Here is a 13,556-nt window from a genome sequence, read left to right as displayed (position 1 = left end):
TATTAATATGTTTTATTAAAAGAAATAAAAATAACTTTGAAATTCCATTAATTAAAATTACAAACACTATAAAATTTAAAAATTTTACATTTTAAAACATTTTTTTCATTTTATTTTATTTAAAATAAAAAATGGCATATAAAACCATAGTATTTTTAAAAACTTTAGCTTTAATACACCATTTTTTTGAAATTTTTCAATAAATAATTATATTTTTTTATATATGATATTTTAAAAATCATTTTACTTAAAAATATTATTTAATAAAGGTTCGAGAAATTGTACTTCTATACTTTTTCTTACTATAACATCTTTAAATTTATAAGCTAATCTATAAGCTCTATATAACAAAAAAGGTTGTAGTATATACTACAACCTTATAATAATCTAAAATTATCTTCTATTGTTTTGTTGCTTCTTAGCTCTTCTGCAAGCAGCACATCTTGTTGGTTCGTTATCGAATCCTTTTTCTTTGTAGAACTCTTGCTCTCCTACTGAAAATATGAATTCACTTCCACAATCTCTGCATACAATTGTCTTATCTGTCATAACTATTCCTCCTAAATTTAAAGATTCTAAATGGATAATAATCTCTAATTTACGAGAAATTACTTATCTAAATGAAACTTATTTTTTTTCAGCTTTCCGCTGTTTTTTTAGTATAACATAATATTTTATATAATACAATATAAAATATTTATTTCTTTTAAAATATTTATTTCTTTTAAAATAACATTCTTTTCTAATAAATTATAAGTTTAGTAGTTGTTATATCAAATATTTTAACAATTTTACTAATAGTATAATTATTTTTAATATAAACTATCCTTAATACTTTCTTCTATAATACTATTATAAACTTTATCTCTGTATTAAATCCCCTAATGTTTTACATTTCTAAATAACTAACTTTTTAATAAAACTCTAATTCTTTTACAATATAATATCACTAATATAATAGTTGATATGGGCATTGCAAAAAATACAGACAATTGTGGTGAAATGCTCATAATATTAAATTTAGAAAAAATTATAGGTAATACAATAATTAATGGTATAAGTAATACTATTTGTCTCATTAATTCTAACTTACTAGCACTACTTTCCATTCCTAACACCTGCATAAAAGTAATTAAAGTATATAAAATACCTACAAAAGGAAAACCAAAAACTACGATTTTAATTATAGGAATAGCTAAGTATATTAAGTTCATATCATTAGTAAATATATTGAGAAATCTATTTGAAAACATATATACTAATCCTGTTATACTTACAGAATATATTAAACTATACTTAACTATACTTAACTATACTTAAACACCTTATGCTTTGTAATTCTTTCTTTATCCTTATCTTGTTTTCCATGAAAATATGCAATAATTGATTGTACACCTTGGGTTAATCCTATCAATGGTAATAATACTATCATATTTATATTCCCACATATAGACCACGTACCTACATATAAAAAGCTACCATATGAGATTAATACCTTATTAATAAAAATTGCACTTACACTATTTAAAGCTTGCATTAAAAACTGAACAAAACCAATTTTAACTAAAGAAATTAATATTTCTTTTGCTTCCTGTAAAGATAGACTACTTTTCTTTATCCATAATCCTTTTTTTATTAAAAATATGAAAGAAAATGAAAAATAAAATACTTCACTAACTAATGTAGCTAGAGCAATTCCCGTAATTCCCATATGAAAAATACCTATGAATACTATATTAATAACAGTAGCTAAAACTCCTACTATTATTAATATATTTGGATACCCCAATACCCTGACATTATTTATTAACATATATCCCACTGTACTAAAAACATTAAATATTATGGCTATACTTAAATATTCCTTAGCTAATATCATAACTTCTCCACTAGAGCCAAGCATCTTTAATAGCATATTCTGAAATAAAAATATTATTAAAGATATTACAGAACTCCATATAAGACTTGCGTAAAATCCTACTTTAAAAGTATTATTAATCTTTTCTTTGTTATTTTCACCTAATCTTTTTGAAATAACTAAACTAGTTGATACTCCAAATATTAATTGAGCTGTAATTAATATTAATAAGATTGGACTTATTATTCCCATAGCTGATAATGCCACATTACTATTTTCTAAATGTCCTGCAAAAATGGTATCAACCATAGAAGTTAATGATTCTAGCACTAAAGAACATATAGTAGGAAAAGAAAATAACACTATTAAATGATTTATAGACCTTTTTTCAAAAACATTATTATTAGTCATTATCTCTCCCTTTTTCATTTAAATTTATAACCATAATCTTCTCACCATTTACATCAACTTCATCATTAAATTGGAATCCTAAATCTTTATATAATTTAATTGCCTTATCGTTACTTTTATATACACTTAAATATATTTCATCATATCCATATTCTTCATATAAATTGTTAATTAAAAGCTTAATCCCAGCCTTTCCATATCCTTTACCTTGTTCTTTATATGAAATTAAAAATCTATCTAGCCACACTCTTCCATTTTCACCTTCATCTAAAAATAAACCATACATAGCAAAACCTATAGGTTTTGCTCCATCATATATTCCTACTGGCTTCCATACTGAATATTCTCTTGCTTCCTTTAAACATGTTTCCACAGTTTCAATAAAATTTTCTTGTTCCTTAGTTACTTTTAAGTTAATTAATTCTTTATAATTATTTTTATCAACAATCTTTATAAATAAACTCATAATTATCCCTCCTAAACTTTACACTATAAAAAATAATAAACTTAAGTATAACATCCAACTGCTTCTATGTTATTTTTTAGTATTATATTTTTTATTACTTCTAGCAACTGTTCATACTCAAAATTACCTAACTTTATAACCATATAAATATATAATATATCAAAAATCACAAAATTACCCACACTTGCATATTAATTGAATTATTTCACTCATTCATTCTTACATTCACATTCATTTTAAATACAACCAATAATCCATGAATATATTTACGAATATTGCATATAATAAAGAACTTTCAGGGGGATTTCATTATGTTTAGTAATAACTAAACTATTATTTTTAAATATAAAGGACTTATGTATTATTTTATACATAAGTCCTTTAAAGTGGTATGTTTTTTTGTTTTATTTAAATATACTAATGTGGAGTATAGTTTTATTTTTGTTTTAATTCTTTTGTAATTTCAGTAAATATAACTCCTAAAGCATATGCACCTGCATCTGGATATCCAATACTTCTCTCTCCTACAGTTCCTGCTCTACCCATACGAGCTACTATTGATTCTGTATTTTTAGCTCCTTGAACAGCAGCTTCAGCAGCTTTTTCAAAAGCTTTTATGAAATTCTCTTCTTTTTCTGCACTATCTAACCAAGAATCTGCACAAGGTGCAAGAGCATCTATTAAAGTTTTATCTCCTACTACTGCTCCTCTACCAAAAGATCTTTTTCCTGTTTCTTGTATAGCTTTTACTGAACTTTGAAGCATATTAGCAAAGTCCTTAACTGATAACTCTGATAAATTTTCAACATTCTTACCAGCAGCTCTAAAGGCTGATCCCCAAATTGGACCTGATGCTCCACCACAGTTTTCCATTATAATCATAGAGCATGCATCTAAAAATGACCCTATGCTTAAATCTTCATCACTAATTAAACTTTTCCACTCTCTTTTTAATTGTCTAAATCCTTTAGCAACACTCATACCAAAATCTCCATCTCCAGCATGAGCATCTAATTCACAGAATGGAACTTCATTAGTTATAATACATTCACTCATTTTATCTATAATATATATAATATTATTTAATGTAATTTTATTATCTTTTATAACAGAATTTGATTTATCTGTTTCTATTTGAAATGATACTTCTTCATCATCTGAACTTTCATTATTTATATCTACATACTTTTTTGATTCTATATGTTTAGATACTTTAAATGCCGGAGTATCACATGGTTTAGTTAATAATTCTTTTAACTGATTATCTAGCTTCATTATAGATATAGATGCTCCAGCCATATCTATACTTGTCATATAGTTACCTACAAAAGTCTTATATATCTTAATATTTTTCTTTGATAACTCTCTAGTAACTGAATTATTAAGTAAATATAATTCTTGCATTGGTGTTGCTCCAAATCCATTTACTAAAAGAGCAATTTCTTCATTACTATTTTCAACTATTCCTAAATCATCTAAAAGTTCATTAACCATTCTTTCAGCTAATTCATCAGCAGATATAACTTTTTCACGACGAATTCCTGGCTCACCATGAATCCCTACACCATATTCCATTTCATCATCACCAATTTCGAATGTTGGTGTTCCTTTAGCTGGAACTGTACAAGATGTAAATGCAAAACCTATGCTACGTACATTATCAGCTGCTTTTTGTCCAATTTTTTTTACATTTTGTAAACTTTCTCCAAGTTCTGCTGCTGCTCCAACTATTTTATGTACTAAAACAGTTCCTGCAACCCCTCTACGACCTACTGTATAAAGACTATCTTCAACAGCAATATCATCTTCTACTTTTATATAATCTACATTTATGCCGTCTTCACTTGCTAGATATGCTGCATTTTTAAAATTCATCATATCTCCACTATAGTTTTTAATTATAAGTAAAGTTCCCTTATTGCTAACAGACTCTTTTATACCTTGGTATATTTGAATTTGTGATGGTGATGCAAATACATCTCCACAAATAGCAACATCTAGCATACCTTGTCCAACAAACCCTGCATGTGCTGGCTCATGTCCACTTCCTCCACCACTTATAAGAGTTACTTTATCTTTATTAATTTTTTCTTTTTTAACTATTTTATATTTACTTATAAACTCTAATTCAGGATGAGCCATAACCATTCCATTGCACAGTTCTCTTACTACTGTTTCTGGTGTATTAATTATTTTTTTCATATCTATTACATACCTCTTTTGCTTTTATACTCTTTACCAATTTTATCAGCTACTATTATTGCCGCTGCCACTGCTTCTTCAGTTATATCAAATGGCATTGAATAAATTGACTCTTCTGGAATACAAGATTTTCTAGCAACTTCCATTAATTCTTCATTAGAAATTTCATTAACACCTATATCTTCAAGACATACTGGTAATCCTATTTCTAAACAAAAATCTAATACTTCATTTATTTCTTTAGTAGGAGCATCTTCAAGAACTAACTGTGCTATAAGTCCAAAAGCAACTTTTTCACCATGGAAATATTTATGAGTTCCTTCTAATATAGTTAATCCATCATGAATAGCATGTGCTGCTGCTAATCCACCACTTTCAAATCCTAAACCTGATAAAAGTATATTAACTTCAACTATATTTTCTAATGCTTGAGTTACTAAATTACAATCACAAGCATCCTTTGCTTTCTTACCATCTTCAAGTAATATTTCATAACAAGCTTTTGCAAGTATTAATGCTGTATTAGTTCCCTTTGCATCATTACAAACACCTTCTCTAACTCCACAAGGTAAGCCAGCATTAACCTTTGTATAAGACTCTGCTGTTGCTCTAGCTTCAAAATATGTAGATAACGCATCTCCCATTCCTGAAACTAAAAATCTTGTTGGTGCTTTAGCTATTACTGTAGTATCAACAAGAACTACACTTGGACTTTGTTTAAAGTAAGCATAATCATCAAATGATCCATCCTCTGTATATAAAACTGCTGAATGACTAGTAGGTGCATCTGTTGCCGCTATAGTTGGAACAACTATTAATGCATCTCCTTCAGCAACACATTTTGAAGTATCTAGGGCCTTTCCACCACCAAGTCCTATTATACAATCACAAGAATTTTCCTTTGCTAACTGCTGTAGTCTAGCAACTTCAACACGTGAACATTCTCCTTTAAAATTACTTTCTATAAATTTAACTCCAAATTTCTCTTGAGTTTTATCTAATTTTTCTCTTACACGTTCTATATCATCTTTATGAGCAATTAAAAGTGCAGAATCTCCAAACGTTTTCACAAAATATCCAAGATTTAATAACTCGTCCTCTCCTTGAACATATTTAGTTGGGCAAATAAATGCTTTTCTCATAAATGATCCTCCTTTAATCTTACGTCTTCACTGTGATAATGTTTTCATGACTTTATTATAATATCTATATTATTTTTTTTCATTGGAGTATAATGATAAAATATTGTACTTTACAATCGTAATTTTTTGCTATTATTAAAAATAATTGTACTTTCATGCTATTAATATATTTTTCTATACAAAAGTTATAAGTATTAAAATAGAGTTTTTATTATTTCTATGATAAAATTAATTTTAATAATAAAAAAATCATTTAGCATATTAAATATTTGTGCTAACAATTAAAGTTATATGCATATTTTTAAAATATATATTCACAAAAGATAAATAAAAAGGGGGATTCTTTTGAAAATTAAACACTTAAAGTTGAATAAAATTATTGATTTAGATAAATGGCAAAAGCTCCAAGACTCTCTTTCTCTAGTGACAAAAATGGCCATGATAACAACTGATTATAAGGGTATTCCAGTATCTAGACATAGCTTTTGTAGTGAATTTTGTAAAGCTGTTAGGAATGATCCAAACATATCCTCTTACTGTCAAAAATGTGATTCTAGAGGAGGACTTGAAGCAGTTAGAATAAATAAGCCTTATATTTATCTTTGTCATTTTAATATAATTGATATAGCTATTCCTATTATTGTAGATGATAAATATATTGGTGCAATAATGGCAGGTCAAGTTAAATTAGATAATAAAGAAGATGAGGATTCATTAGAGCGTATTTTAACTATATCTTCAAACCATTTTGTAAATGATAACATAAATAAATTAAATCATTTATATTCTAATATACCAAGTTTATCTTATGAAGAAGTTAAAAGTATTGCCGAAATGTTATTTCAATTATGCAATTATATAGTTGAAGAATCGCTAGATAAAAGACTTATTTTTGAACTATATGAGAAGGATGTTGTACACAAAAATTCTTTAAATAATACATTAGACTTATCTAATTATAAAGAAAATAATCTAAAAACTATAAAAGATGAACTTTCTAATGCTATTACAAACTCACATATAAAAGATTTATCTTATGAAAAAGATAATATAAGTGATTCAATATTAAAACCAGCTATTGAATATATCCATTCTCACAAAAATGAAAACGTATCACTTAAAAAAGCCTCTGATTTATGTCATATAAGCTCTAGTTATTTTAGTAGAATATTTACTAAAAAAATAGGTCAAAACTATTCTACCTATTTATCTTTGCTAAAAATAAGTTGGGCAAAACAATTACTTGTATCTACAGATATGACCATTTCAGAAATTAGTGATAATCTTGGTTTTAATGAAGCTGGATATTTTATAAAAATCTTTAAAAAACATGAAAGTATAACACCTTCCCTTTACAGAAAATATCACAAAAAATAAATACCCACCAGCTTTTTTGCTGGTGGATTTAATTGTAATAAAAATTTTTTTATTATACATATTGTTGAAAAATACTTAATGAAACTTCTGCTCCTTCTTTGTCTTTTCTATTTTTTAATTCTAATTCTCCACCATGTTTTTTAGCTATAGTTTGTGCAATATATAATCCAATACCATAATGCTTTCCCACTCTTCTTTCTGACTTTTCCATATAAAATTGATTTGTAGCATTTATTAATCCTTGCTTTGTAAAGCCTTTTCCACAATCTTTTACAGTAAACTTTAACTTATTATTATTAATATTTACTGAAATTTCTATTTCACCACCTATTGGTGAGTAATCAATGGAATTTATAATTATATTTATTAGAGCTCTTATTAAAAGATTTCTATTGCCTTCAAAACTTTTTATTTTATTATTTACTTTAATTAAGGTTGTAATATTTTTAGTTTTACCAATCATTTTTGTTTCATATACTAATTCCTCTAAAAAATCATTAAACTCAATTTTCTCCATAGCATATTCTACATCATTATCTGCTTTTGATATATCCATTAAAAGAGAAATATATTTTTCTATTTTATCTGTATTTTTAATAATGAATCTAACATATTCTCCATCCTCATTTAAAAATTCACTTTCTAATAAAAGTTCTGCATTTCCTTTTATTATGGTTAATGGGGTTTTTATATCATGAGCAAGGGCTGATATTTGCTCTTTCTTTTTTTGTTCTAATTCCCATTGGGTTTCTAAGGATTCTTTTAGTGCAGATTTCATGTTATCTATAGATGTTAATACATTATTAAACTCCTTTACATTAGTAGGGACTATTTCAAAATCCAAATCCTGTTCCATTATTCTCTCAGTTGATTGTTTAAGCACATATAATTCTTTCCTTAAGCTTTTACCAAACTTTCTTATAAGAATAATGCACATTATAATAAATAATATAAAAAATAATATAATTCCCATTATTTCTGGATGTGGAAATATGTTATTCCAATACTCTAATGAAAAATGAGCTTTTATATCATATGATATTATACAAGTTCCATCCTTTAAATCTATTTTTGTATACACTTTATTAGTTTTAAATTTTTTACCCTCTAGATATTTATTACTTTCTTCTAATTGCCTTTTACTAAAATTACTACTTATTAATTTAAAATCATTGTCATAAAAACTATACTTATATGGATACTTTATTTTATTTTCATTAAATTGCTCCTCATCTATAAGCTCTTTTCTTACTTCTTCTAATTGATTTTGAGCATAATTAGCGGGAAGCAAAACCTCTGTATTTAACCCTATAGCAAAAATAGAAACTACTAAAAATAGTAATACGGTTGTTAATAAACAAAAACTAACTAGATATTTTAAAAATATACTATATAAAGTTATTTCTTTTTTATTCTTTATGACCATTTATATCCAACACCCCAAACTGTTTCAATTGGATTATCTATATATAATGTGACTTTAGCCCTAATATTTTTTATATGTTCTCTTATTGCACTATTATCACTTTCTTTATCAAATCCATTTATTTGTACAAATATCTGCTCTAAAGAAAAAACTTGTCCTTTATGTTTTGCTAAATACTCACAAATATTATACTCTCCTTTAGTGAGAGGTATCTTTATATCCTTAAAATATAATTCTTTAGATTTCAAATTAAATCTTAAGCCATTAATATTTAATGTTTGTTTATGTTCTCTATTTTCTCGCCTTAAATGAGCTGAAATTCTAGCTCTTAATTCTAATATGCTAAATGGCTTTTTTATGTAATCATCCGCTCCTATTGAAAAACCTTCTATAACATCCTCTTCCATTATTTTCGCTGTTATAAATATAATAGGACAATCCACCTCATTTCGGATTTTTTTACATAATATAAATCCATCAACTTTTGGCATCATAATATCTATTAATATTAAATCAAATTTTTTTACTTCATCTATAGTTAAGTCAACTGCATTATTTCTGGTTGTAATTCTATAACCTTGCTTACTAAGAGCATTTTTTATTAAAATACAAATTTCCTCTTCATCATCAATTACTAAAATATTAATATTATTCATTTTTTTCATCTCCAATTAATAAAACTCTCTTTTACCTTCCCAATAATTACTGAAAATCACCAAAGAAATTGCACCTATTATTATATAAATCAACATTAAAATTATGGCTAAACTTAAATTCCTTTCTAATGCTAAACTCCACTTATTTGAAATTTCATACTGAAAAAGGTATGAAGATAATCTTATGGAATACCCCCAAGGTAATACAAACCAAACTCCATCGCCTATGCCAGTTATCATAAGAGCACAAATAAGGCTACCTGTAATACCTAATGCAATAGATGCGCCTTTTCCAAAAGAAAACACTACCAAATATTGTATCATATATATTGGAATATTGCTTATAAAGGCAATGCCTACTTCTTTTAAATAAACCCATAAATCAATAGAACTGTTTCCCATATATTTGAATATCAACCCAAATCCTAAAATGGATATGCTTGTAGAAATTAACCCTAATATAATTAGTAAAAATAGCTTGCTTACATGAGGTATATATTTCTTATTAGGTATTGTTAAAAAATATTGAAATCTACCACACTTCTCTTCCTGCTCATAAACCATATTAATTACAATAGAAATTACTAAAGGAAATGTCATTGATACAACTTGTATATATAATAATATCTTTTCTGATTCGCTCCATGAAACAAGTGTATAATATGATAACATCATAACTAACCCTAATATAGGAATAACAAAATGACTTAAAATTATCTTAGAATGTAAGGCTTTATAAAAATCTATTTTTAAATATTTACCATAATACCTCATACCTAAACCTCCTGTTTCTCAAAGCACTTTGCAGTAAGGTAAGATAAAACTACATATAATGTTACATTTATAAATATTCCTACTGGAATAACATTATCATTTAATAAATAACTCCCTCCATCTACATTTAATCCATTAGGTAAAATTCCAATTATAGAGCACATTAACCTTGCTGGAATAGCAAAAGGAATCCACCATACTGTCTTCACAGCAAAAATAACTGCAATTCCAAAATTACATATAAGACTAAGTATAACTGAAAAACTTATATTTACTTTCATTGAAAGATACATCCATAATGGTATTTGCCATGCAAATAAAATAAACAAAATCAGTGATGCAATAAAACTATCTATAAGTGAAATTTGGCTACCAAACAAAACCCCTGAAAGGGTAATACCTATGAAAAATGTTAAGCATGTTAAAGCTAAATATAAGGTGCACACAATAATTTTGCTATACCACAATTTCTTAATATGAACTAAAGAACTAAATAATCCATGGAACTTGCCCTTTTGCTCATTCACTATAGTTAATGAGCTTATAATAGTTAATGAAGCAGGTAATATAATAGTATACCACCAATTATATGAACCACTTTGTATATAACCTCCTCCCATAAGGATAATTGCTATAAATATAGTGACAATAGGTGCAAGCCAAACTAGCTTTTTATGAAAACTATGTTTTTGTTTTAATAACTCTGCTTTCATAAGTGCATACATATTACTCACCTGCCCTTCTAACAACTTTTAAAAATATACTTTCTAAGTCCTTATCTTTTTCTATTTTCTCTTCATAAGAGAGTTGTCCATTTGCAATAATACCTATATAGTCTGCAATTTGTTCTATTTCTGATAAAATATGACTTGATAATATAACTGTTATACCCTTTTTAGGAAATGAACGAATAAGTTCTCTAAACTCTCCAATGCCTATTGGATCTAATCCATTGGTTGGTTCATCTAATATTAACAACTTTGGATTATTTATTAAGGCTATGGCTATTCCTAGTCTCTGCTTCATACCCATAGAAAATTTACCTGCTTTTTTCTTTCCCGTATCTTTTAGATTAACAATTTCTAAAACTTCATCAATACGTGAATCTGACAATCCATAAATTAAAGTTCTAATTTTCAAATTTTCTCCTGCTGTTAAATTTTCATATATTGGTGGCTCCTCTATTAACGCTCCTATACTTAACAAATCTGTTCTACTCCATTCTCTACCACAGTATAATATCTCTCCTCTTGTTGGTTTTATCATACCTGTTAACATTTTAAGTAATGTTGATTTACCTGCACCATTTGCTCCTAACAACCCATATATTGAATTATTTTTTACGGATATTGATATATCCTTATTTGCAATGTCTCCATTATAAACTTTACTTAAATTTTTTGTTTGTATTATATACTCCATAAAAAAACATCCCTTCATACTTAATTTAACTAAAGTATAAGAGATGTTTATAAGGATTTTATAAGGTTATTTAAATTTTTGATTCATAAATTATATTATGCTAAACATTACACTAAATCTAATTATGCCTTCAATAGTCTCAACTTTAACCATTCCATTATGAGCTTTTATAATTTCCTGTGTTATTGCAAGTCCTAAACCACTACCTTCATCATTTCGTGATTTATCTAATTTATACAATCTACTAAATAAATTATTAGCTTCCTCTTCTGAAATAGCTTCTCTTGGTATATTATATATTGTAAAAATGCTATAATTAATTTTATTTACCACTAATTCTTTTAAGCTAATATTAACTGTTGTAGCTTCCCTTAAATATTTTAAAACATTACTTATTAAATTGCTTAATGCCCTTGCTATAAGCATTGGATCTCCATATACATTAACTGCTTTATTTTGCAAACTAACATGTAATTTTAAATTTCTCTCTTTAAAGTTAAACTCTTCACCATCTAATAATTGCATAATAAGTTCATTAAGGTTTATAGCAACCGAAACTTTAGAATAAATGTGTTAAAAATAAAGAAAAAATAAAGTTTTAAAAAAGCAGTTTATCATTAATTGATAAACTGCTTTTTTTCATCTAACTTTATCTATTATTTTGTTAAATATTTAAATTCACTTACTCTTCCTAAATCAAATTGTACATAATCATTTTTATTTAATAAATCATTTAAATCTACACATTGTACTGTTTGATTTTCATACGTTACCCAATAGAATTTTAATGATTCAGCACACATCATTGAAGTATATATGGTATAATCAAAGGGAACTACTCCTGTAGCATGTTCTAAAGTACCCGGCTGAGAAACTCTTACTATTCCTAAAGGCATTGCTACATTATTAAATAAATGTATTCCATAAGTAATTCCTTCTTCTTCTGTTTTACCTTTAACTCCATATTTTTTTAAGAATGCAAGTCTTACAAATCTTGATTGAGATGTAAAATCTCCTGGAAGTCCTAAAGCACCATTTCCTGATGCACATTGTTGTAAAGTAAATCCATTAATATCTAAAGCATCATAATCTAAATCTCTTATATTAAAATAATTATATAAATTTAATTCATGCCATGAATAACTTGGACTATTAGTCAATATCCCCATAGTATTACGATATACTGTTATACCAGTTTTATCTGGCTCTATTATTACTGTTTCTCCAGTTTTATCTGTAAATGACCAATGAACTGTTCCCACACTTCCAAACATAGGTACATTAACTATTGTTATTTTATTTGTTACGGCATCAACAACCTCTTCTAAAGTTTCACATTGTGTCAATAGATAGGTTACAACATAAGGTGGTTGAAGTGCTATTGTTCCTTCTTTAGCCTTAGGTTCATAATGAGCAAAATTACGATAATATAATTGCCCACCCATTAATCCTTTTTCATTAATACCTTCATATAAAACAGGTGTAGATTCCATTAAAAGAGAACCTGTTCCTACAGCTCCATATTTAGAAATTAATTTTGAATTTTCATCTATGTTCTTTTCTAAAATATTACCACAACCATAATATTCTTTTCCTTTTGGAATATAAGTTATCATACTTCCATTAGCTATGTGATTGAAATCAAAATTTCTTCCCCACAAATGCTTTCCATCTTCTGTAGACCAAGTTATTGAACTACAACCCGCATTAATATCATTTGCAAGTTCCTTTATACTATTCATGTTATTCATATATATAACTCCTCTCAATTATTATATATAAATACATATATATACTTTTTAATTCATAATAAATAATATAT

The 13,556-nt window shown here is 26.6% G+C and carries 15 protein-coding genes; 1 reads left to right on the top strand and 14 read right to left on the bottom strand.

The genetic code is table 11. The annotated features are described in order from the left end of the window. Window positions 1-393 precede the first annotated feature (393 nt). The 7 genes from GBZ86_RS07140 to GBZ86_RS07120 form a co-directional block, all read right to left on the bottom strand. On the bottom strand, window positions 394-549 hold the full coding sequence (locus GBZ86_RS07140; protein WP_152889131.1) for a zinc-ribbon domain-containing protein: 156 nt from the start codon (window positions 547-549) through the stop codon (window positions 394-396). 356 nt (window positions 550-905) lie between these two features. Continuing rightward, window positions 906-1,253, bottom strand: coding sequence for an MATE family efflux transporter (locus GBZ86_RS18205; RefSeq protein WP_234885132.1), 348 nt, complete (start codon window positions 1,251-1,253; stop codon window positions 906-908). Between the two features lie 53 nt (window positions 1,254-1,306). Beyond that, window positions 1,307-2,269: an MATE family efflux transporter gene (locus GBZ86_RS07135; RefSeq protein ID WP_234885131.1), complete on the bottom strand. Its 963-nt coding sequence runs from the start codon at window positions 2,267-2,269 to the stop codon at window positions 1,307-1,309. After that, entirely contained in the window at window positions 2,262-2,735 is a 474-nt protein-coding gene (locus GBZ86_RS07130; protein WP_152889129.1) for a GNAT family N-acetyltransferase, read from the bottom strand. Before GBZ86_RS07130 ends, GBZ86_RS07135 begins: the two co-directional genes overlap by 8 nt. A gap of 41 nt (window positions 2,736-2,776) precedes the next feature. Further along, window positions 2,777-2,905, bottom strand: coding sequence for a hypothetical protein (locus tag GBZ86_RS18425; protein ID WP_268817435.1), 129 nt, complete (start codon window positions 2,903-2,905; stop codon window positions 2,777-2,779). A gap of 265 nt (window positions 2,906-3,170) precedes the next feature. Beyond that, window positions 3,171-4,937 (bottom strand): dihydroxyacetone kinase subunit DhaK, encoded by a 1,767-nt coding sequence (gene dhaK, locus GBZ86_RS07125; RefSeq protein WP_152889127.1) that lies wholly within the window; start codon window positions 4,935-4,937, stop codon window positions 3,171-3,173. 5 nt (window positions 4,938-4,942) lie between these two features. Beyond that, entirely contained in the window at window positions 4,943-6,079 is a 1,137-nt protein-coding gene (locus tag GBZ86_RS07120) for a glycerol dehydrogenase (protein ID WP_152889125.1), read from the bottom strand. 345 nt (window positions 6,080-6,424) lie between these two features. Here GBZ86_RS07120 and GBZ86_RS07115 point away from each other — a divergent pair, with 345 nt between their 5' ends. Continuing rightward, the gene (locus tag GBZ86_RS07115) at window positions 6,425-7,456 is read left to right on the top strand and encodes a PocR ligand-binding domain-containing protein (RefSeq protein WP_152889123.1); all 1,032 of its coding nucleotides are present in this window, start codon (window positions 6,425-6,427) and stop codon (window positions 7,454-7,456) included. Between the two features lie 52 nt (window positions 7,457-7,508). Here GBZ86_RS07115 and GBZ86_RS07110 read toward each other — a convergent pair whose 3' ends face one another. From GBZ86_RS07110 to GBZ86_RS07080, 7 genes are all read right to left on the bottom strand, one after another. After that, the gene (locus tag GBZ86_RS07110) at window positions 7,509-8,882 is read right to left on the bottom strand and encodes a sensor histidine kinase (protein ID WP_152889122.1); all 1,374 of its coding nucleotides are present in this window, start codon (window positions 8,880-8,882) and stop codon (window positions 7,509-7,511) included. Continuing rightward, the gene (locus GBZ86_RS07105) at window positions 8,873-9,538 is read right to left on the bottom strand and encodes a response regulator transcription factor (protein WP_152889120.1); all 666 of its coding nucleotides are present in this window, start codon (window positions 9,536-9,538) and stop codon (window positions 8,873-8,875) included. Before GBZ86_RS07105 ends, GBZ86_RS07110 begins: the two co-directional genes overlap by 10 nt. A gap of 15 nt (window positions 9,539-9,553) precedes the next feature. Further along, a complete protein-coding gene (locus GBZ86_RS07100; RefSeq protein WP_152889118.1) occupies window positions 9,554-10,312 on the bottom strand; it encodes a lantibiotic immunity ABC transporter MutG family permease subunit in 759 nt (252 codons plus the stop codon). Between the two features lie 2 nt (window positions 10,313-10,314). Next, window positions 10,315-11,037, bottom strand: a complete 723-nt coding sequence (locus GBZ86_RS07095; RefSeq protein WP_207707430.1) for a lantibiotic immunity ABC transporter MutE/EpiE family permease subunit — start codon at window positions 11,035-11,037, stop codon at window positions 10,315-10,317. Between the two features lies 1 nt (window position 11,038). Continuing rightward, window positions 11,039-11,734, bottom strand: coding sequence for a lantibiotic protection ABC transporter ATP-binding protein (locus GBZ86_RS07090; protein WP_152889114.1), 696 nt, complete (start codon window positions 11,732-11,734; stop codon window positions 11,039-11,041). A gap of 90 nt (window positions 11,735-11,824) precedes the next feature. Then, window positions 11,825-12,259, bottom strand: coding sequence for an ATP-binding protein (locus GBZ86_RS07085; RefSeq protein ID WP_152889112.1), 435 nt, complete (start codon window positions 12,257-12,259; stop codon window positions 11,825-11,827). Between the two features lie 131 nt (window positions 12,260-12,390). Continuing rightward, the gene (locus tag GBZ86_RS07080; protein ID WP_207707429.1) at window positions 12,391-13,485 is read right to left on the bottom strand and encodes a linear amide C-N hydrolase; all 1,095 of its coding nucleotides are present in this window, start codon (window positions 13,483-13,485) and stop codon (window positions 12,391-12,393) included. Window positions 13,486-13,556 lie beyond the last annotated feature (71 nt).

Source organism: Clostridium tarantellae (assembly GCF_009295725.1).
GTDB classification, from domain to species: domain Bacteria; phylum Bacillota; class Clostridia; order Clostridiales; family Clostridiaceae; genus Sarcina; species Sarcina tarantellae.
This window is presented reverse-complemented; position numbering and strand designations above follow the sequence as displayed.

Coding starts and splice junctions, on each gene's coding strand:
- GBZ86_RS07140 (WP_152889131.1), bottom strand. CDS start 549: ATGACAGATAAGACAATTGTATGCAGAGATTGTGGAAGTGAATTCATA.
- GBZ86_RS18205 (WP_234885132.1), bottom strand. CDS start 1,253: ATGTTTTCAAATAGATTTCTCAATATATTTACTAATGATATGAACTTA.
- GBZ86_RS07135 (WP_234885131.1), bottom strand. CDS start 2,269: ATGACTAATAATAATGTTTTTGAAAAAAGGTCTATAAATCATTTAATA.
- GBZ86_RS07130 (WP_152889129.1), bottom strand. CDS start 2,735: ATGAGTTTATTTATAAAGATTGTTGATAAAAATAATTATAAAGAATTA.
- dhaK (WP_152889127.1), bottom strand. CDS start 4,937: ATGAAAAAAATAATTAATACACCAGAAACAGTAGTAAGAGAACTGTGC.
- GBZ86_RS07120 (WP_152889125.1), bottom strand. CDS start 6,079: ATGAGAAAAGCATTTATTTGCCCAACTAAATATGTTCAAGGAGAGGAC.
- GBZ86_RS07110 (WP_152889122.1), bottom strand. CDS start 8,882: ATGGTCATAAAGAATAAAAAAGAAATAACTTTATATAGTATATTTTTA.
- GBZ86_RS07105 (WP_152889120.1), bottom strand. CDS start 9,538: ATGAATAATATTAATATTTTAGTAATTGATGATGAAGAGGAAATTTGT.
- GBZ86_RS07100 (WP_152889118.1), bottom strand. CDS start 10,312: ATGAGGTATTATGGTAAATATTTAAAAATAGATTTTTATAAAGCCTTA.
- GBZ86_RS07095 (WP_207707430.1), bottom strand. CDS start 11,037: ATGTATGCACTTATGAAAGCAGAGTTATTAAAACAAAAACATAGTTTT.
- GBZ86_RS07090 (WP_152889114.1), bottom strand. CDS start 11,734: ATGGAGTATATAATACAAACAAAAAATTTAAGTAAAGTTTATAATGGA.
- GBZ86_RS07085 (WP_152889112.1), bottom strand. CDS start 12,259: ATGCAATTATTAGATGGTGAAGAGTTTAACTTTAAAGAGAGAAATTTA.
- GBZ86_RS07080 (WP_207707429.1), bottom strand. CDS start 13,485: ATGAATAACATGAATAGTATAAAGGAACTTGCAAATGATATTAATGCG.